20 protein-coding genes are annotated in these 20,656 nt (G+C 37.8%); 15 read left to right on the forward strand and 5 right to left on the reverse strand.

What is annotated here, in order from left to right:
- Window positions 1-177: 177 nt before the first annotated feature.
- The 4 genes from PLH43_RS06530 to PLH43_RS06545 form a co-directional block, all read right to left on the reverse strand.
- Window positions 178-897, reverse strand: coding sequence for a CpsB/CapC family capsule biosynthesis tyrosine phosphatase (locus tag PLH43_RS06530; RefSeq protein ID WP_324361319.1), 720 nt, complete (start codon window positions 895-897; stop codon window positions 178-180).
- Window positions 890-1,639 (reverse strand): CpsD/CapB family tyrosine-protein kinase, encoded by a 750-nt coding sequence (locus PLH43_RS06535; RefSeq protein WP_324361321.1) that lies wholly within the window; start codon window positions 1,637-1,639, stop codon window positions 890-892. Before PLH43_RS06535 ends, PLH43_RS06530 begins: the two co-directional genes overlap by 8 nt.
- Window positions 1,640-1,653: 14 nt before the next feature.
- Complete coding sequence (locus tag PLH43_RS06540) at window positions 1,654-2,322, reverse strand: Wzz/FepE/Etk N-terminal domain-containing protein (RefSeq protein ID WP_324361323.1); 669 nt, start codon at window positions 2,320-2,322, stop codon at window positions 1,654-1,656.
- Window positions 2,323-2,495: 173 nt separating this feature from the next.
- On the reverse strand, window positions 2,496-2,828 hold the full coding sequence (locus PLH43_RS06545) for a hypothetical protein (protein ID WP_324361325.1): 333 nt from the start codon (window positions 2,826-2,828) through the stop codon (window positions 2,496-2,498).
- 288 nt (window positions 2,829-3,116) lie between these two features.
- On the opposite strand from PLH43_RS06545, the gene PLH43_RS06550 reads away from it, so the two are divergent.
- From PLH43_RS06550 to murJ, 15 genes are all read left to right on the forward strand, one after another.
- Window positions 3,117-4,940 (forward strand): nucleoside-diphosphate sugar epimerase/dehydratase, encoded by a 1,824-nt coding sequence (locus tag PLH43_RS06550; protein WP_324361327.1) that lies wholly within the window; start codon window positions 3,117-3,119, stop codon window positions 4,938-4,940.
- A gap of 175 nt (window positions 4,941-5,115) precedes the next feature.
- On the forward strand, window positions 5,116-5,943 hold the full coding sequence (locus tag PLH43_RS06555; protein WP_324361329.1) for an aldolase/citrate lyase family protein: 828 nt from the start codon (window positions 5,116-5,118) through the stop codon (window positions 5,941-5,943).
- Between the two features lie 11 nt (window positions 5,944-5,954).
- Window positions 5,955-6,563 (forward strand): sugar transferase, encoded by a 609-nt coding sequence (locus tag PLH43_RS06560; RefSeq protein WP_324361331.1) that lies wholly within the window; start codon window positions 5,955-5,957, stop codon window positions 6,561-6,563.
- Window positions 6,564-6,579: 16 nt separating this feature from the next.
- Entirely contained in the window at window positions 6,580-7,512 is a 933-nt protein-coding gene (locus PLH43_RS06565) for an ATP-grasp domain-containing protein (protein ID WP_324361333.1), read from the forward strand.
- Window positions 7,509-8,711, forward strand: a complete 1,203-nt coding sequence (locus PLH43_RS06570; protein WP_324361335.1) for a capsular biosynthesis protein — start codon at window positions 7,509-7,511, stop codon at window positions 8,709-8,711. The genes PLH43_RS06565 and PLH43_RS06570 overlap by 4 nt, the downstream gene beginning before the upstream one ends.
- A 15-nt stretch (window positions 8,712-8,726) precedes the next feature.
- Window positions 8,727-9,707 carry an NAD-dependent 4,6-dehydratase LegB gene (locus PLH43_RS06575; RefSeq protein ID WP_324361337.1) on the forward strand — a complete coding sequence of 327 codons (981 nt, stop codon included), beginning with the start codon at window positions 8,727-8,729 and terminating at the stop codon, window positions 9,705-9,707.
- Window positions 9,708-9,721: 14 nt separating this feature from the next.
- Window positions 9,722-10,891 carry a LegC family aminotransferase gene (locus PLH43_RS06580; protein ID WP_324361339.1) on the forward strand — a complete coding sequence of 390 codons (1,170 nt, stop codon included), beginning with the start codon at window positions 9,722-9,724 and terminating at the stop codon, window positions 10,889-10,891.
- A gap of 4 nt (window positions 10,892-10,895) precedes the next feature.
- Window positions 10,896-11,942, forward strand: coding sequence for a sugar phosphate nucleotidyltransferase (locus PLH43_RS06585; RefSeq protein WP_324361342.1), 1,047 nt, complete (start codon window positions 10,896-10,898; stop codon window positions 11,940-11,942).
- The gene (locus PLH43_RS06590) at window positions 11,935-12,579 is read left to right on the forward strand and encodes an acetyltransferase (RefSeq protein ID WP_324361343.1); all 645 of its coding nucleotides are present in this window, start codon (window positions 11,935-11,937) and stop codon (window positions 12,577-12,579) included. Before PLH43_RS06585 ends, PLH43_RS06590 begins: the two co-directional genes overlap by 8 nt.
- Window positions 12,576-13,571, forward strand: a complete 996-nt coding sequence (neuB, locus tag PLH43_RS06595; protein ID WP_324361345.1) for an N-acetylneuraminate synthase — start codon at window positions 12,576-12,578, stop codon at window positions 13,569-13,571. Before PLH43_RS06590 ends, neuB begins: the two co-directional genes overlap by 4 nt.
- Window positions 13,568-14,740, forward strand: coding sequence for a UDP-N-acetylglucosamine 2-epimerase (gene neuC, locus PLH43_RS06600; RefSeq protein ID WP_324361347.1), 1,173 nt, complete (start codon window positions 13,568-13,570; stop codon window positions 14,738-14,740). The genes neuB and neuC overlap by 4 nt, the downstream gene beginning before the upstream one ends.
- A complete protein-coding gene (locus PLH43_RS06605) occupies window positions 14,737-15,429 on the forward strand; it encodes an acylneuraminate cytidylyltransferase family protein (protein WP_324361349.1) in 693 nt (230 codons plus the stop codon). Before neuC ends, PLH43_RS06605 begins: the two co-directional genes overlap by 4 nt.
- A gap of 42 nt (window positions 15,430-15,471) precedes the next feature.
- Window positions 15,472-16,752 (forward strand): O-antigen ligase family protein, encoded by a 1,281-nt coding sequence (locus PLH43_RS06610; protein ID WP_324361351.1) that lies wholly within the window; start codon window positions 15,472-15,474, stop codon window positions 16,750-16,752.
- Window positions 16,709-17,839 (forward strand): glycosyltransferase family 4 protein, encoded by a 1,131-nt coding sequence (locus PLH43_RS06615; RefSeq protein ID WP_324361352.1) that lies wholly within the window; start codon window positions 16,709-16,711, stop codon window positions 17,837-17,839. The genes PLH43_RS06610 and PLH43_RS06615 overlap by 44 nt, the downstream gene beginning before the upstream one ends.
- Before the next feature lie 16 nt (window positions 17,840-17,855).
- Window positions 17,856-19,382 (forward strand): murein biosynthesis integral membrane protein MurJ, encoded by a 1,527-nt coding sequence (gene murJ, locus PLH43_RS06620; RefSeq protein WP_324361354.1) that lies wholly within the window; start codon window positions 17,856-17,858, stop codon window positions 19,380-19,382.
- 95 nt (window positions 19,383-19,477) lie between these two features.
- On the opposite strand, the gene PLH43_RS06625 is transcribed toward murJ, so the two are convergent.
- Window positions 19,478-20,566 (reverse strand): peptidylprolyl isomerase, encoded by a 1,089-nt coding sequence (locus PLH43_RS06625; protein WP_324361364.1) that lies wholly within the window; start codon window positions 20,564-20,566, stop codon window positions 19,478-19,480.
- Window positions 20,567-20,656: the final 90 nt, after the last annotated feature.

Below are 20,656 nucleotides of genomic sequence, written 5' to 3' on the forward strand. Positions count from 1 at the left end.
GATAACTAAAATAATTACGAAAAAAATTACTTAAATTTTACATTTAAATAGTTATATTTGAGGAGGTATAATTGGAATGTTTTTGAAGAAGTGAATCCTGCATCTCAAAATAAATAAAGAAATGGTAGCTTTCGGGGCAGCAGAATTTAAATACTTCTTTTACAAATAGAATACAAATCATTCCTTCAATGTTTGCCGGGTAACAGGCGGAACAATGATAACTTTTTGGTTGTGGGTGAATATTTTATCGCTGTATTCCTTTCCAGCCCAGTTTTTAACTATATCGTACGACTTCTTATATATCTCATAATCCTCCGGCTTGTGGGCATCAGATGCCACAAATTGAACCAAGTTCAAATCAATAAGCTTTTTTGCAAATCTTTTGGCTTTTAACCCATGAATCCCAACTATACTCGCAGCATCCAGCTGAACAAGACAACCTATTTCTATCAACTCAATGAATTTAGGCATGTTCTTTACAAAGTACATGTTTCTTTCCGGGTGAGCTATGACGGGAACTATTCCTTCTGAGTGCAGTTTAAAAACAGTTTCGCTGATGCCAACCGGCATTATGTCAAAAGGAAGCTCAAAAAGTAAGTATCTAGACTTGTTCAATGTATATTTGTCTTTTTCCGATAACACATCATTAATTGAAGAAAGCAAGAATACCTCGTATCCTAAATACAAGTCTATCCCAAAGTCTCTAATCCTGGATTTGATATCGTAAAAGTTCTCCAAAACCTTATCCGGATTATAGACATTTTTATTGTAATGGGGTGTGACAATAATTTTGTCCACTCCAATCTTTTCCGCTTCCAGTATCATTCTTATAGAATCTTTTATCGCCGAAGGCCCATCATCAACTCCGAAAACAATATGACAGTGTATATCAATCATGTTCTTCCCTCTTCAAACTCTTTAAATTCTTAATCAATTTGGACCATTTTTTCATATATTTTCTTCTGGAGTTGTAATAGTCATAACTACCATAGTAGTTTTTATATTCCGACTTGCTTATTTTGTTTAAAACAGCACCTAAAATATTGGCATTGGCTTTTATAAGCTGTTCTTTCATTCGTAAAGCGTTTTGACATTTCACTGAGTTTGCTTCAATAACAATAATTGTTCCGTCCGTCTGGGCGGCAATCAAAGCAGCATCTATAACACTTCCTAAGGGCGGAGTATCGATAATAACCGTATCGTAACGCTTCCTAACTTCCTGAATGAAGCTGCTGAATTTATCGGATGTTATAAGCTCTACGGGGCTGTTGGTTTTGACACCGCAGCTTATAAACTCGAAGCCTTCGATGTCGGTCTTGTTTATTACTTCTTCAAGCTCCGCCTGACCCATTATATAATTGGTAAGGCCTTTCAAATTGCTGCTCATAAAGTATTTGAATGGCATCGGTTTGCGTATATCGGCGTCAACGTATAAAACTTTCATTCCGGCCTTGGCCATTGATATTCCCAAGTTTACCGATGTTGTTGATTTTCCCTCGCCGGGACTATAGCTTGTAATGGCTATAGTTGTAATTTTTTGGTTTGATTCACAAAATTGAATATTTGCCCTCAAAACATTATATGCTTCTTCCACTGTAGGATTCAAATCATATTTGATTACATAGCTAATCTCCGACAATTGTAAGCCCTCCCCTATTTGATGTTAAATGTAGGTATGGTCCCAAGCACGTTTAGTTCCAAATATGCTCTTACATCCTCAGATGTCTTGATGGTTTCGTTTAATATTTCAAACAGATAGAATACTCCTATGGACGCACAAAGACTTATCAAAAGAGCTATTAAAGTGTAAAGCATGGGTTTGGGTTCTACAGGGGTTCTGGGGACTACGGCAGCATCAACAATACTTACGTTTGATATCTTTGTAATGTTTACAGACTCTCTGACAAACACTTCGCAAATTTTGTTTGAAAGCTCCATACTCCTTTCGGGGTAGGTATCTCTTACCTTGACTTCCAAAACCCTGGTGTCACTTTTTGATGCTACAGTGATTCTTTCGGACAATTGCTCGGGAGAAATATCGGTTATTCCCAGTTCCTCCAATGCAGCTTTAACAATGAGTTTGCTTTTTATTAGCTCCCTATAGTCTTTCACCAATTGCTGATTTTTCAACAGCTCATTATAGGTTACATCTTCTTCGGAAACTGCATTTTGACTGATTATATACAAAGTTGAAGACGACTCATATAAAGGAGGAATAAAAAGCGAGCTTATTAAAGCAGTAATAATAGACACAACAATTGGAACCAAGATAATAAATACAAGCTTTTTTCTTATCATTATTAAAAACTGTTTAAGTTCCATTAATAATCACCTTTTCAATATTATGAATTTTATAAAATTAATTATATTTAATACTATTCTCTTAAGATGGAAAAATTACCGTGTAAACCGGTTTATTAATAGTTAAATACTCAAGCCGCTGCCGGAAAAACTCTGCTCCAAAAGATGCGGCTTGAGCTCATATGATTTAAATTTTAGTTTTCATCTCTGTTTTTTCTTATCCAGAATATTCTTGCCAAAATTCCGGCTATAACTCCAAGTATTGTTGCTACTATAATACTAAGAATTCCGTATTTCAGAGTAAAATGTAAGCAGAGAAAATGCTCAAGCAGGTCTTCCACCGTATAAACATCATTGAAGATGCGCAGTCCGATAAGGTTGATTATAAAAATAACCAAATCAAATATTAAAGCAGTGGCCACTATTGTCCTTTGTCTCACCCGGGACAACCAATTATAGAACCACTCGGAAATCAATCCCGGAACCAGAATCATTAAAAAGAAAACAATAGCACTTAATATCTCCATGTTTTACTCTCCCTTCCATATGATTCAATCAATCTACTTTATAATACTCAAAGCTAAGATTTATGGTTCCATGCATTTACAAAAAATAATTATTGTTTACCTCAAAGCTCAAAAATGTAAGCGGTTTTTCTTGAGATAACATTTGTCAAGTTTTTCAGTTAACATCTTCTATCAATCTTACATAATATAAATTGCGCCATCCATTTAAAAAGCATTGTAAAGATATAAAACCATATTTCATTTACAAGCTGGTTTTATGCAATTTTGAAATGGGGGGGAGATTTTAAGATGAAGAATTTAAACAACAGAATATGCCTGCTTGCGGATTGCTTATTCGTAAACATGGCTTTATTTATCGCACTTATGATAAGGTTTGATGCAAACATTCCGGAAAGCTCGCTTGGAATAATTCCCATAAATTCTATTATTACAACTACTGTAAGTTTGTTGATATACAATATATTCGGAATTTACTCAATGCTATGGGACTATGCAAGTATCGAAGAGCTTTTGAAAATATTCTGGTCGACAATAGCATCAACAATTGTACAACTTCTCTTGGTTGCATACTTTAATGCGTCATTCCCCATTTCCGTATATATCATAGCTTGGATGATAACATTTTATTTTGTAGGGGGAGTAAGATTTATCGGCAGAATAACCAAGATCATAAAAATAGGAAAAAGAAAAAAAACACACAAAAAAAGGATAATGATTATAGGTGCCGGCGAAGCGGCCTCAATACTGATTAAGGAAATGAAAAAGAATAAACGCAGCAATTTTGAGCCGGTAGTTGCCATTGATGATGACCCCAAAAAGCACAATACCCAAATAAACGGTGTTCCCGTTATAGGTGGCAGAGACAAAATAATAAAGACTGCAACAGATATGTCAGTAGAAGAAATAGTTTTAGCCATACCATCAATTACAAGAAAAGAAACACTGGAAATTATAGACATATGTCAGAATACAGGCTGCAAGCTAAAGGTGCTGCCCAGTGTATACAGCCTTGTAAACGGAGAAGTAAGCATTAAGGAAATAAGAGATGTTACCGTGGAGGACCTTTTGCAAAGAGATGAAATTTCTCTCTCCATAGAGGAGATATCAGGTTATCTTAAAGGTGAAACCATTTTAGTTACCGGAGGAGGAGGTTCTATCGGTTCCGAGCTTTGCAGGCAAATAGCATCCTATAAGCCCAAAACCCTTCTGGTATTCGATATATACGAAAACAATGCTTATGAACTCCAAAACGAACTTGTACAAAGATACAAAGACAATCTGGATATTAAAGTAATAATAGGTTCGATACGGGATAAAAAAAGATTGGATTATGTATTTTCCCGTTATAAGCCCGGCATTGTGTTCCATGCCGCAGCCCACAAGCATGTTCCCCTTATGGAATTCAATCCGCAGGAAGCTGTCAAGAACAATGTGTTCGGTACATTAAATCTTGCCGAATGCGCCCATCGATACAATTGCAAAAAATTTGTACTTATATCAACCGATAAAGCGGTCAATCCCACAAGCATAATGGGAGCAACCAAAAGAATCGCCGAGCTGATAATACAATATATGAATAGCATAAGCGAGACAAAATTCTCTGCCGTAAGGTTCGGCAATGTATTAGACAGTAACGGAAGTGTCATCCCCCTCTTTAAAAAGCAAATTGAACAAGGAGGGCCTATAACAATAACCCATCCCGAAGTAACCAGGTATTTCATGACCATACCGGAGGCAGTAAGCCTTGTCATTCAATCCGGCGCAATGATGGAAGGGGGAGAAATATTTGTACTTGATATGGGTAAACCGGTTAAAATTCTTGACCTTGCCAGGTCGTTGATTTCTTTGTCGGGGTTAAAACCGGGCGTTGACATAGACATTAAATACATCGGACTAAGACCCGGCGAAAAGCTCTATGAGGAACTGCTGATTTCAGAAGATGGAGTGGGTATAACAAAGAATGACAAGATCTTCATTGAAAAGAGCAAGTTGATTGATATTGACAAGTATATGCAAAAAATCAAAGAGTTTGAGTTTGATAATTTGGATAATCCCGAAAAAGTAATAAATTTTATTAAAGAGTTAGTCCCCACCTACCAGAAAAATTTGTAACCTTAATTCAATAGGCCGCATATTATGGTAGCAAAAATAAAAGTTGAAAATACAAAAGTCTGTGTTGTCAATCTGATATACCTAAAGATAAGCAATTCTCTTAGTATGGAAATTCAAAAACCATTCCCAAGTGATTGATAAACCAAACAACCTTTTCTCGGGAAGGATGACCGAAATGGCTTTGAAGCTTATGTATATCACCAATGACGTTCAAATTGCCAAAATAGCGGAAAAAGCTGGAGTCGATTGGATATTTGTCGATTTGGAGATTAACGGTAAAGAAAAAAGGCAAGGTCATCTTGACACTGTTATTTCAAAGCACAAGATAAGTGACGTAAAAAAAATTAAATCAGTACTTGAAAAATCCAAGCTGTTGGTTCGTGTTAATCCGATATTCGACGGTTCAAAAGATGAAATCGATTCAGTGATTGAATATGGCGCGGACATTGTGATGCTTCCTTTTTTTAAGACAAAAGAAGAAGTTGGTAAATTCATTGATTATGTTAATAACAGGGCAAAAGCCATGCTTCTGCTTGAAACTCCGGAAGCGGTTCATAATCTCAATTCAATCCTTAACCAAAGGGGAATAGATTATATCCATATCGGGCTTAATGATTTGCATCTAGGTTACAAAATGAGATTTATGTTTGAGCTGCTCTCTGAGGGTATAGTTGAAATGCTTTGCCAAAAAATCAAGCAGAAATCCATCCCCTATGGGTTTGGAGGAGTTGCGCGACTTGGCTCGGGTCTTCTGCCGGCTGAAAACATTCTTGCAGAGCACTATAGATTGGGCTCTTCCATGGTCATTCTTTCAAGAAGCTTTTGCAACATAAAAGAGCCTTGCGATTTGGATATTATAAGCCGGACATTTACGGAAGGCATCGCAGATATAAGAAAATATGAAGCTGAACTTTCCACAAAAAGTGAGGAGTTTTTCCGGCAAAACAAGATGAATTTGAAGATGCTGGTGGACAAAATTAAATACTCTTGTATGGAAGATTGAGGGGTTTATATATGGGAAGTGAGGTAAATCAAAGTGAACCTTTTTTAAAAACCTTTTATAAGCTTTTTACCAAAAGAATCATTGATATTTTCGTATCCGCAACAATTCTAATTCTATTAATGCCTTTGTTTATTGTTATCGGCATCCTTATAAAAACAGACTCTGAAGGCCCGGTTATTTACAAGCAAAAAAGAGTCGGCAAAGGCGGAAAAGATTTTTATGTATACAAGTTTAGAACAATGTATTTAAATGCCGACAAAATCGGACCCACGATTACAAGGGAAGGAGACAGCAGAATAACAAAAGTCGGCAAAGTGCTAAGAAAGTTTAGTTTGGACGAATTGCCTCAAATGTTTAACGTCCTTTTGGGTCAAATGAGCCTTGTCGGTTATAGGCCCGGAGTAAGGGAAAATTACAGCGAAGCGGATCTAAAAAGCAGAATTTTCGATTTAAAACCGGGTATAACAGGGTACGCCCAGGTAATGGGAAGAAGTATGCTGACAACGGAAGAAAAAAGAAATTGGGAACTAAAATATGCTCAAGATGTTTGCTTTTTAGTGGACCTCAAAATACTTATGTTAACAGTCAAAAAAGTTGTGACTGGAAAAGCAGCATATTAGAAGGAGGCTTGAGTCCTTGGAAACATGCATTGGATTAATAGCCGGTCATAGCGGCGATTCTCTTACAGACATATTAAAAAGAAAGGGATATAAGGTTGCAATTGTAGGCGGAACCGAAAATGAGCCCGGAATGGATAAAGCCGATTTTGTGTTAGTTGAAGATTTGTCAAACCACAGCGAAATTATCAGTTTTTTTAGAAAGAATGAAGTTAACAAAGTTATCATAGGAACAGGACATCACAAGGTTATTTTGTTGGCGGAAATCTTGGAAAGGGCCGGATTTAAAACCAACATCAACTATCAAAAAAGCCTTTTAGCCAAAGACAAAATCAAGTTTAAAGAAGAACTCTTAAGAATGAAAATAGCCACCCCCAAATATTTGAGTATTGGTGTTAATGAAGATGCTTCAATAGATGAGATAACCGGCAAAATTGCAATCCCTTGTGTTGTAAAATCCTCTGTTGATGCAGTTCAACCGGTAAAAGCAAATTCGGTGGCCGAACTTAAAGAAGCCATTGAAGCAGTAAAGGCAACCAACACCGTCGTACTGATTGAAGAATATATCAAGGGTAATGATTGTACTGTTGCTGTGGAAAGCGACGGAAAAAACATCCGAAGTCTGGGCATAACATATTACTGCAAAGCCAAAGAATACAGGCTAAAGGGATTTGACGGAGCGTATTCTGCGAAAATGTCCGAGGATAAAGAATCCGAGATTTGCAATATATCTGTTCAAATTGTTGAACAATTAGGTTTTACCGGTTTGCTTAGACTTGACTTTATTGTTGACGAATATACCGGAAAAGTCTATGTTTTGGAGCTAAACACGGTAATTGTAACAGGATATAATGGCAGTGCATACCCCTTCTTTAAGAGACAAGGCATAGATATTGCGGAAGTTATGATATCAAACTCCCTCAAATTATTGGGACTGGAGAAGGAATCATGAAAAAAGTTTTGTTTGTAACTTATGGCGGAGGCCATGTGAGAAGCGCAATTCCCGTCATTAAAGAACTGAAATCAAGAGGGCATAAAGTCTCTGTCCTTGGACTAACAAGCAGCGTAAAGGATTTAAAAAAACATAAAATTTCATTTAAGGGCATCAAAGATTATTTGAATCTGTTCAAAGAGGAAGAAGTGCAAAAAATTTTAGAATACGGAAACATGCTTGTTAATGAGCATTTTGATGCCGGCTCAAGCTTGGATAAGCCGGAAATCAAAGTGTATTTGGGGATGAATTTATGGGATTTGTCCATTCAATTTGAAAGCTTTGAAAAAGCAGTCGAGTTATTTAATGAAAGTGGAAGAAATTGCTTTTTCCCCGTTAATTCAATGGAAAGGATATTAAGCTGTGAAAGACCGGATGTAATTGTGGTTACATGCGGTAAAAGGGCCGAGAAAGCTGCTGCCGTATGTGCCGGTAAAATGGGCATAAAGGTGGTGCGCATAGTCGATCTTTTAGGAGAAAACTTCAAAATTCCATACAAAGCAAAGGTATGTGTGTTAAACGGCTATGCCAAAGAAAACATACTTTCAATCAACAAAAACCTGGACGAACAGGACGTAATTGTCACCGGTCAGCCGAATATTGAGCTGACTTGCACCAAAGAGCAGCTTGAGGATTTTATAAAAAGATACAGTCTTTATAAATTTGAGAAGGTGATTTCTTTTTTCTCCCAGCCCAACATAGCTTATAGAGAGGAAGTTCTATCTGAGTTTATTAAGCTTTTGCAAAAGAGAACAAACTTTATGGGCATATGGAAAACCCATCCCAACGAGCAAATGAACTTATACACAAAGTACTTAGATTTATTGCCTCCAAATTTACTGATTCTAAAAGAAGAGGATACCAATTTGATTTTAGCTAAGTCCGATTTGGTAATTACCTTTTACTCTACAGTGGGACTACAAGCGATAGCCGCAGATAAACCCCTTATAACCGTCAATTTTTCAAATAATGCACATCCGGTGGAATATGACAAGTTGGGATGCGCCCTTCTTGTTAAAAATGCCGGGGAATTTGAGGGTGCTGTAAATCTTTTGCTTGAAAACAGTAATTTGCAGGCCCGCTTCCATGAGGCAAGGAAAAAACTAATGCCACCTAAAGGGGCGGCTCAAAATATAGCAGATGTTATTGAATACTCATAAAAGGAGACAGAAAAAATGAGCAAGATTTTAGTAACCGGTGCCGACGGCTTTATCGGAAGTCATTTGGCAGAGGAATTGGTAAAGCTGGGACACAAAGTCAGGGCTTTTGTATGCTACAATTCTTTTAATTCTTGGGGGTGGCTGGACACCTTCCCTAAAGAGATTTTGGAAGAGATAGAGGTGTTTTCCGGAGATATTCGGGACTCTAATGGTGTTCGCGAAGCAATGAAAGGAACGGATAAAGTTTTTCACCTTGCGGCGCTGATAGCTATTCCCTTTAGTTATCATTCACCGGAGGCTTATGTAGACACAAACATCAAAGGCACTTTGAATGTCTTGCAGGCGGCCAGAATTCTTGATACACCAAGACTGTTCATTACCTCTACATCGGAAGTGTACGGAACGGCTCAATATGTTCCCATAGACGAGCGACACCCTTATCAGGGACAGTCCCCCTATTCCGCAACAAAGATAGGTGCGGACAGACTAGCCGAATCTTTTTACAGGAGCTTTGACATGCCAATAACAATAGTAAGACCGTTTAATACATATGGACCAAGGCAATCCGCAAGAGCCGTCATACCGACAATCATAACCCAGCTCCTTTCCGGAAAAGAAGAGATAAAGCTTGGTTCATTGACTCCCACAAGGGACTTTAATTATGTTAAAGATACCGTAAACGGCTTTATTGAAATATCCAAAACGGATAAAACCATAGGTGAGGAAATCAATATTGCAAGCCAGCAAGAGATATCTATCGGTAAGCTCGCTGAAGAATTGATAAGGCAGATTAATCCAAATGCAAAAATCGTGTGCGACGAAGAAAGGTTAAGACCCGAAAAAAGTGAAGTCAACAGGCTGCTGGGTTCTAATGAGAAGCTAAAAAGGCTTACAAACTGGAAGCAAAATTATACCCTTGAGCGTGGCCTGGCAGAGACTATTGAATTTATCAGCCGCAATTTAGACAAGTACAAAACCGACCTTTACAACATCTAATTGGAGGTGCAAAAGTGAGCAGGGAACTTCTACTGTTGTCAATTCCCAACCTGAAGGGAAAAGAAATTGAATATGTCACAAATGCCCTCAAATCCGGGTGGGTTTCCACTGCCGGGCCTTATGTGGCTGACTTTGAATCAAAGCTTTCCGAGTATGTAAACTGTAAAGGTGCGGTTTCATGTCAAAACGGAACATCGGGGCTTCACACAGCTCTCCTTGTTTGCGGCATCTCAAAGGATTGTGAAGTCATTGTCCCAACCCTTACATTTATTGCTGCGGTAAATCCGGTAAAATATGTTGGCGCAGAGCCGGTATTTATGGACTGTGACGATTCCCTTACCATGGATGTTGCCAAACTTAAAGCTTTTTTGGAGAATGAATGCACTTTCATAGACGGAAAGCTCATAAACAAGGCTACAAAAAAGCATGTAAAGGCAATACTGGCGGTACATGTATTCGGCAATATGGCTGACATGGAAGGCATTATGGAGCTTTCCCAAAAATACAATCTAAAAGTCATAGAAGATGCCACTGAAGCCCTTGGGACTTACTATACTGACGGGAAATTCAAGGGCAAATACGCCGGAACCATCGGTGATGCCGGTGTGTATTCCTTTAACGGAAACAAAATTATCACCACTGGCGGCGGAGGGATGATTGTTTCAAATAATGAGAATTTGTTAAAAAGAGCAAAGCATCTCACAACCCAGGCAAAATGCGATGAACTCTACTTTATCCACGACGAAATCGGCTACAACTACCGGATGACAAATATTCAAGCAGCAATGGGACTTGCACAATTGGAGCAAATTGAACATTTTATAGAAACAAAGAGAGAAAATTATGAGTTTTACAAAAAAGAAATAATGAAAATTCCCAGACTTAAGATATTGGAATTTAGGGATAACATAAGACCAAATTATTGGTTCTATTCATTGTATATAGATGAAAATTATCCGTTAAACAGAGATGAGCTAATTGGGTATCTGGCATCAAAGAAAATTCAAACAAGACCGATATGGGGGCTTATTAGCGAGCAAAAACCCTATAAAGCCAACCAGTCATACAGGATTGAAAAAGCATTTAAATATTTGGAGCATGTAGTTAACATTCCTTGCAGCTCAAATCTTCAAAAAGAAGATGCAGAATATGTAGTTGAATGTTTAAAACAAGCAGGGGTATAGAGCAATGGATGTTGTAGATTTTTTGATAGATGAGGAAGTAACGGTGCTAAATGCAATGGAACAACTGGATAAGGTTGCAAAAAAGGTGCTCTTCGTTATAAATGAAGGCCGCTTTGTTGCAACTGTTACCGACGGGGATATAAGGCGTTGGATTTTACGGAAAGGAAATCTTGACGCAAAGGTCAAGGAAATTGCCAACTACAACCCAAAATTTCTCTACGCAGAGGAAAAGGCCAAGGCTAAAGAATATATGAAAAAGTACTCTGTTGAGGCCCTGCCCATACTGGATAAAGAGCGCAATATTGTCTCCGTCATCCTCTGGAACGATGAGCAAATAGAATCAAAGAAAAACCTGGACATTCCGGTGGTAATCATGGCCGGAGGACAGGGTACCAGACTTCATCCGTATACCAAAATACTCCCAAAGCCCTTAATACCGATAGGCGAAATACCCATTGCAGAGCATATAATGAACAGGTTTAACAAATTCGGATGCAAAGAGTTTTATCTCATCCTAAATCACAAGAAAAATACCGTAAAAGCATACTTTAGTGATATTGAAAAAAGCTACTCTGTAAATTACGTAGAAGAAGAAAAGCCTTTGGGAACAGGCGGTGGACTTGGCCTTTTAAAAGGCAAAATCGTTTCCACCTTTATCCTGTCAAATTGCGATATCCTAATAGAAGAGGATTATGAAAAAATATACAAATACCATAAAAAAATGAACAATCTGATAACCATGGTTTGCTCTCTAAAGAATATTAAAATTCCCTATGGCGTTATTGAAATCAATGACAAGGGTGAAATCGAAAACATAAAGGAAAAGCCCGAGCTGGTATACTTTGTCAATACAGGGATGTATTTTGCCGAACCTAAAATCATTGAAGAACTGGAAGAAAACCGGTCCGTGGAATTTCCGGATATCATTAAGAAATATAAATCCAAAGGAGAAAGGATCGGGGTCTATCCGATAAGCGAAAACAGCTGGATGGACATGGGACAGTTTGATGAAATGGAAAAAATGAAGAGAAGGTTGGAAAAAGATGAATAAAAAAATTCTGTTAATAGGCGGCGGTGGGCACTGCAAATCCGTTTTAGACAGCCTTCTTGATTTAAATGAGTATGATGATATAGGTATCATAGATAGTATGGGAAATATAGGAAGTACAGTGTTGGGTATACCAATACTTGGCAGTGACAAGGACCTTCCTTCTTTGTACAAAGCCGGGTATCGTCACGGGTTTGTCACTGTAGGAAGTGTAGGTAATCCCGCTTTGCGTATCAAGCTTTTTAATACTCTGTGTGAGATGGGATTTATTATTCCCAATATAGTTGATGCTTCTGCTAAAGTAAGTAAGCATACCCAAATCGGCAAAGGGGTTTTTATCGGCAAACAGGCCATTGTAAATGCCGGTGCCGTAATTGGAAACGGAGCAATTATCAATTCCGGCGCCATTATTGAACATGACTGCGAAATCGGAGAGTTTGTGCATATAGCTCCGGGAACTGTTTTATGCGGAGGAGTAAAAGTCGGAAAGCATTCCCATATCGGTTCAAATGCTGCTGTCAAACAGCAAGTTTGTATCGGTTCAAACTGTTTAATCGGAATGGGAAGTGTTGTGACAAAAGATATAGGTGATAACATAACGGCATATGGAAATCCGTGCAGAGAGGTGGAGAAGCTTTGAAGGTTTTTGTTATTGCGGAAGCAGGCATAAATCACAACGGGAGCCTTGCGCTTGCAAAGAAACTGGTGGATGAATCTAAAGCTGCGGGTGCTGACTGCATAAAGTTTCAAACCTTCATATCAAAGAGCCTTGTTACAAAAAACGCGTTGAAAGCAGAGTACCAAAAGCAGCAAACAGGAGCTTGGGAATCTCAGTATGATATGCTCAAAAAATATGAGCTATCCTTTGATGAATTTGCTGAGCTAAGTAAATACTGCACGGATAAAAATATTGAGTTTCTTTCCACAGCCTTTGATTTTGAAAGTATAGAATTTTTAGAAAGCTTGGGAATGAAAAGATGGAAGATTCCTTCAGGTGAGATTACAAATCTTCCTTATTTAATAAAAATTGCAAAGTTAAGAAAGCCCGTCATTTTATCTACGGGTATGAGCACAATGGATGAAATAAAGAATGCGGTTTCGGTATTGAAAGAAAACGGTGCCGGAGAGATTACGGTTCTTCACTGCACTACAGAGTACCCGACACCTTTTGGCAATGTAAACCTTAGAGCCATGCTTTCAATAAAAGAAGAACTTCATGTAAAGGTAGGCTACTCCGACCATACGAAAGGAATTGAAGCAGCCATTGCAGCTGCAGCCTTGGGAGCTTCCGTTATAGAAAAACATTTAACTTTGGATAAGAATATGGAAGGCCCTGACCATAAAGCAAGCCTTGAGCCTTGGGAAATGAAAGCCATGGTAGATTCTATAAGAAATATTGAGCTTGCTTTGGGAGATGGAATAAAAAGACCTTCAGAGTCTGAGAAAAAGAATATTTGTGTGGCCCGAAAAAGCATTGTGGCCAAAAGAAATATCAAAAAGGGTGAAATCTTCACAGAAGAAAATTTGACGGTAAAAAGGCCCGGTAACGGCATCAGCCCGATGCGATGGTTTGAAGTCTTGGGTAAAAGAGCTATAAGAGATTTTAATGAAGACGAGTTGATAGAGTTATGAAGAAAACAATAAGCGTATTTACAGCTACAAGAGCCGAATATGGTTTGTTAAAGCCCATAATATATAAATTGAGCAAAATAAAAGAGTTTGATGTAAGGATTGCGGCAACCGGTGCACACCTTTCACCGGAGTTTGGGCTCACTTACAAAGAAATTGAAAAAGACGGATTTCATATAGATGAGAAAATAGAAATTCTCTTAAGCGCGGATACACCGTCTGCAATATCCAAATCAATGGGGCTTGTTATGATTGGATTTGCAGATTATTTTAAAAGAATTAGTCCGGATTTGCTGATTGTCCTAGGAGACAGATATGAAACCCTTGCAGTTTCAATGGCAGCCGTAAACCAAAGAATACCCATTGCCCACCTTTACGGCGGTGAAGCAACGGAAGGAGCTGTTGACGACTCAATTCGTCATGCCATAACCAAGTTAAGCTATCTTCATTTTACCAGTACGGATGTTTACCGCAAAAGAGTTGTACAGCTCGGAGAACATCCCGATAGGGTGTTTAATGTGGGAGCCATTGGTATAGAAAATATCCTAAACGAAAAACTGCTGTCAAAAGAAGAACTGGAAGAGGAATTAAAGACGGATTTAAGCAAGCCCTATGCAATGGCTTGCTTTCACCCGGTAACTTTGGAAGAAAACACTTCAAAAAAGCACATTACCGCCCTGCTTGAAGCGTGCAGGGCATATAAGAATATGAATTTCATATTTACCAAAACCAATGCCGACTCGGACGGACGCATTATAAACCGGCTTATTGACAAATACTCCAAAGAAAATGACAACATTACTGCCTTTACATCTATGGGCACGGTTAAATACTTAAGCGCCCTAAAATACAGTGCCATGATAATTGGCAATTCCTCAAGCGGAATATTGGAAGCCCCCAGCTTTGGTATTCCCACAATAAATATCGGTGAAAGGCAAAAAGGAAGAATACAAGCCACAAGTGTCATAAACTGCAACCCTGCTGAAGAAGAAATAAAGCAAGCAATTGAAAGGGCTTTGTCCGAGTCTTTCATCAGGCAGGCAAAAGAAACGGTCAACCCTTATGGAGACGGAAACACTTCTCAAAAAGTCGTCGAGGTAATTAAAGAATATGTTTTGGGTGAAAAAATCAATCTTAAAAAAGGGTTTTTCAACATCGAGGTAGGGATATGAAAAATATGGCAATCATTCCGGCAAGGTCCGGTTCTAAAGGCTTAAAGGACAAAAATATAAAACTGCTTAACGGAAAGCCCCTGTTGGCATATTCAATTGAAGCCGCAAAAGAATCCGGTTTGTTTGAAGAAGTAATGGTGTCCACCGATTCAGAAGAATATGCTAAAATCGCCAGGCAATGGGGAGCCAATGTTCCTTTTCTTAGGCCTGCGGAACTTTCCAATGATACGGCTTCATCATGGGATGCGGTTAAATACGTTATAGAAAGGTACATAGAGCTTGGGGTTGAGTTTGACACAGTGGCCTTGCTGCAGCCGACTTCTCCCTTAAGGAGCTCTGCTGATATTGTCAAAGGGTATGAGATCATGGAGAAGAAATCTGCAAATTCTGTTATAGCGGTATGCGAAGCGGAGCATTCACCGTTATGGATGAATACCTTGCCCAAAAACCGTTCCATGGCTGGTTTTATAAGGCCTGAAATCGCCAATACTCCCAGGCAAAGAATACCTACCTATTACAGAATCAACGGTGCTTTATATATTGTAAAGGTTGAGTTTTTAATGAATTTCAAAGACATTTACTCACACAAAAGTTATGCCTTGATTATGGATAAAGAAAGTTCCGTTGACATTGACGATATATTTGATTTTAAGATTGCAGGCCTAATATTAAAAGAAAGGTCAAAATAGCTCCTTTATTTTAAGGTATATTTTTAAAATCAGGTGATTAAAATGGCATCAAAGGTAGTTTATTTTTTGATTTTGATTTTAGCATTTATAAATATAGTGATACTTCTTCGAAGCAACACAAGGAAAAAAACAATTGCGGCTGATTCGATATTTTTGCTGTTTGTACTGACGCTTCCCATCATAGGCAGGTATGAATCCTTGGCTGTTTTTTTAGTGTCATTTTTACTAATGCTATATAAAATCCGAATAGAAAGAAATGCACTGACGTCAGAATATTTCCTTGTTGTACTGGTGGGATTTTTAGGTATATTTAATTCCATTTATATAGCGACTTCATTTAGGGAGCTTCTTATAGTAGTATCATATTTCTTGATTAGTATTACGGCTACTTCTTTAGCTTATGAGTTTAAGGACGCTTTTATCGAAAAAGCCTTTCGGTTTGTAATAGTTTCGGCTTTAAGCGCGTCATGCTTAAAGCTCATTGACTTAATCGGTCTGTTCGATTTTAGAAAATATATAATTTTATTAAAGACTGACAACCATTTTGCATATTATATTGGGGGCATATTAATAATTGCTGTTGTAATGCTGTATGATAAAACCAAAACTTTCAAAAAAATAAATCCCCTTACTATTGTTGTTTTTGCAATAGCTTTAATTTCTGCAGGCAGCAGAGGTGCATTGGTGGCAATCGTTACGACCCTTGGAATCTTTGCCATTTATAACAGGAAATACAAGACGGTATTTATTATGGCTTTGATTTTCATCATAGGATACCTTAACTTTGAAAGCCTGCCTTACGATATTCAAAGAACCCTGTTATCAATAACCAACAAAGCAGCTACTTTCTCAAACATAGAAAGGCTTGCAATTTGGAATGCAAGCATACAGATGATTAAAGATCATCCTTTGGTCGGAGTGGGAATCGACAACTGGAGATATTATTATTTGCTGCCCCAATATATGCAATCTGTAAACATCTATCCCCACGCCCACAACTTTTATCTTCAGACGGGAAGTGAATTGGGGATCACCGGATTGGTTTTGTACCTTTTGATTTTTGCCACGAATATATACTACTCCGTTTATGTTTTTAAAAGGTCAATGCACAATAGCAGAAAGTGTATAGCACTATCGTCCGTAATGTTTGTTGTCTTCACAGCCATATACTGTATGTTCAACAATCCCCTTTTTAACAGTAAACCTGCAATGCTTTTTTATATAGTCGCAGGACTGAATGCCGGAATTTACAAACTGACTAGAGAGGAAGTGAAAATCCATGAAGAAAAGGCTGACAATACTGCAAATCAGGTCCGAATTTAGAGACAACGGGCCCGGAACACAGAGCCTGGAGATTGCCCGTGAAATGAGACGAAGAGGTCATAATACAATTTTTGCGTCGAGCGGAGGAATCCTTGCAGAAGAAATCAGAAAAGAGTTTAAGCACATTGACATACCCACACTGGCAATAAATAAAAGAGGCCCTGTTTCCACAATAAAAAATATTATAAAGATAAGAAAAATACTCAAGGAAGAAAACATTGACGTGATACACGGCCACAATGCCGCTGCAGCATTTACCTCATACTTGGCATCAAAGACTGTAAATAGAAAAGTGGCAATTACCCACAGTGTTAGAGGTATGGAAATTCGCAAAGGTTATCAGTGGAGAAATTTCATATACAGGCTTTACCCTGCCACTTTTTTTGCGGTATCCGATTTTACAAAGCAAATGCTGATTAGAGCGGGAGTGAGAGAGGATAGAATTATAAATACATACAACGGAGTGGATACCGAAAAATTTGACATATCAAAATGTCATAGGGATGCTTTCAGAAATGAAATTGGGACCGGGGAAGATACGGTTCTTATCGGTACCGTGGGAAGAGTCAACTACAACAAGGGCCAAGAAGTACTTATAAAGGCTATTCCATACATCCTTAAGAAAACCTCAAATTTCAAAGTTGTAATAGTCGGAGACGGAGAAAGACTTGAGGCTTGCAAAGAACTTGCAAGGGATTTGGGTGTGGAAGAATTTGTGCATTTCACTGGATTTAGAAGGGATATACCCAATATTCAAGCGGCTTTGGACATATATACCCTTGCTTCGGTTAAAGGAGAAATGTTCCCAAACTCCATACTTGAAGCAATGGCTATGGGAAATCCGTGGGTTGCCAGTAAGCTTAGCGGAATTCCGGAAATATCCGAAAACGGGAAGAACGGGCTTTTAGTCCAGCCAAACAACTGTGAAGACCTTGCGGATAAACTAAGTGAATTGATTATTAATGAAATCTTGAGAAAAAACATGGGAAAAAACTGCATTAAAACTGTTTATGAAAAGTACACCATTAAAAAAGTCTGTGATGCTATAGAATACGGATACTTGAATGCTTTCAATCAATTAATATGACGAGGGTCGAGGATATATGAAAAAAGTTGCCATAGTACTGGTTATTATAACAATTGCATCAAAATTCTTCGGTTTTTTTCGTGAAATAACTCTGTCGTACTTTTATGGTGTGAGCAGTGAAAGCGATGCTTATATAACAGCCCTTACAATACCCAGTGTCATTTTTGCCTTTGTCGGTGCCGGGCTTGCTACAACATTTATTCCCATACACAACAGCGTATTGACCGAAAAAGGCACCAATGCTGCAAACGCTTTTACCAGCAAAGTTGTAAATATTATTACAGGTATCTCTACAGCAATTATTTTTTTGATATTTATTTTTACAAAAGAAATAGTAAGATTGTTTGCATACGGTTTTGATAATGAAACTATGAGTCTGGCAGTTCAATTTACCAGAATAATTTCCCTAAGTATTTATTTTATTGGAATCGGGTATGTTTTTAAAAGTTTGCTTCAGATTAAAAACAACTTTGTTATTCCGGCAATAGTAGGGTTTCCCTACAACTTCATAGTTATAATATCTATTATTGCAAGTACAAACTGGGATATCTTAATTTTACCTTTAGGAACTTTCATTGCAATGTCACTGGAAACCATTTTTTTGTTTCCCAGTATAATAAAGTCGGGATACAAGCATAGGCTGGACTTTAAAATTGATGACGACATAAAAAAGATGTTTTTCTTATCAATACCGGTTATATTGGGAACCTCCGTAAACCAAGTCAACAAGCTTGTTGACAGGACACTGGCCTCCCAAATTTCCGTGGGAGGAATTTCTGCCTTAAACTACGCATCAAGATTGAACAATTTCGTCCAAGGAGTTTTCGTTGTCTCGGTAGTTGCGGTGATGTATCCTGCAATATCAAAATTGGCGGCTGAAAATAATATAAAAGAGCTTAAAAAAGTGTTGTCGGAATCCATTATCGGAGTGACGCTGCTATTGGTGCCGTTAACTGTCGGGGCTATGATTTTTTCAAGAGAAATAGTTGTATTACTGTTTGGAAGAGGGGCATTTGACCAAACGGCAATAGATATGACTTCCGTATCCTTGTTTTATTATTCTATCGGTATGCCGGCATTTGGAATCAGAGATGTTTTGGCAAGAGTGTTTTACTCTGTTAAAGATACTAAAACTCCAACGATTAACGCAGGTATTGGCATGGCATTAAATATTATTTTGAATATAATTTTATCTCAGTACTTAGGAATCGGAGGTTTGGCACTGGCAACCAGTATAGTGGGCATATTTATTACAATATTAATGTTCGCAACGCTAAGACGGAAAATAGGCCCTTTGGGAATAAAATCAATGGGTTTGAAATTTCTCAAGATTTTGGCAGCCTCGTTGATTATGGGCTTTATAGCATATATATCTTACGAATATATTAAAAACTTTTTAAGCCCTAATATTTCAATTGTAATATCAATTATAGGCGGAGCATTGATATATTTTGTAATTATCTATTTTATGAAAATTGATGATGTAGATGTTTTGGTAAATCAGTTTAAGAGAAAATTAGCCGAAAGAAAAAAGGCTATTTGATTTTGCACGTTTATTCAAAGAAAGGAGCTATTTCAAAATTTTATTTTGAAACAACCCCTTTTTATTATTGTCATTAATTTATTTCTTAGTATTAATTAGATTTTTATTCTCTTTAATGCAAACTCATTTTCTTTTAAATCGTACTGGGATTCTTCCGTCCAATCCTTTAGAATATAGTTGTATTTTTCCGACAGTATTGCATTTTTCACATTTTGAACAACGTCTTTATATTCCGTCCTTTTCTCCAGCTTTACAACGTGGTATGCATAATTTGTCTCAACTATATCTGTATCCCCAACTTTATGTCCAAAAGCCCATTTAACAAGATTTACTAAAGCAGGATCACCTGCCTTGGTATAATTAATATCCAGCAATCCCTTGTTCCCCTCAACACCGCTGTCCTCTGAAAGCTCCAATGCCAACGCTTCCATGTCTTCTCCCTTGTTTACCCTCTCAAGGGCAGCCTTTGCCTTGTCATATACCTTTTTCTTGTCCTCCTCCGACAAGGAAACGTCTGTCATAGGATTAATAGTGTAAAATATTATTTGCCTTATGGTTAGCTTATCAAAAATATCTTTGTTTTCTTTGTATCTGTTTTCCAATTCTTCGTCGGTAACGGTAATCTTTTTTTGCTCATCTTCCACAAATTTGAAAACAAGTCTTAGGTCTTTTAATATCTCTTTATATTGTCCAATAGTAATTCCATAGGTATCTTTGAACATTTCTTCAGCTGACATGATTTTGACGCCGGTATTTTTCGCTGCCTGATTAAACTGTTCCATTTGACTGAGAAGTGTGGTGATTGAATTTTCAATTTCCTGCATATCTTTGTCGTTTAAAAACAATCCTCTTTCCTTGGCTTTCAAAAGCTGTATCTTAAACTCCTTGCAACTGTCAAGAGCTCTTTGCTTTGCAAGCTCTCTTGCGTCAACACCTTCCACTTTCGAATCCCAGAAAGCCTTTTTTGATGCTTCGTCTTCAAGCTTCGCATCATTTTCCATTTGAATTTTTACCGAACCCAGAAAATATTTGTACTCATTACTGGTAATTTTCTCGCCTGCAACAGTAGCTACATAACTTGTTGCATACGAATACCAAACAACACCTCCCACAGTCAAAGCTACAACCAGTAACGCTATAACAGCAATGACTGCCTTCTTTTTCCCGTCAATCTTTTTCCTCATATTCAATAGAATCCCTCACATTCCATAAGTAATATTACTATCTTCATGCTGTCTTTCCGGCGCAAGAAAAATAGCACAGCTTGAATTGAA

This window comes from Acetivibrio sp. (assembly GCF_035371925.1).
In the GTDB taxonomy this organism is placed as follows: domain Bacteria; phylum Bacillota; class Clostridia; order Acetivibrionales; family Acetivibrionaceae; genus Hungateiclostridium.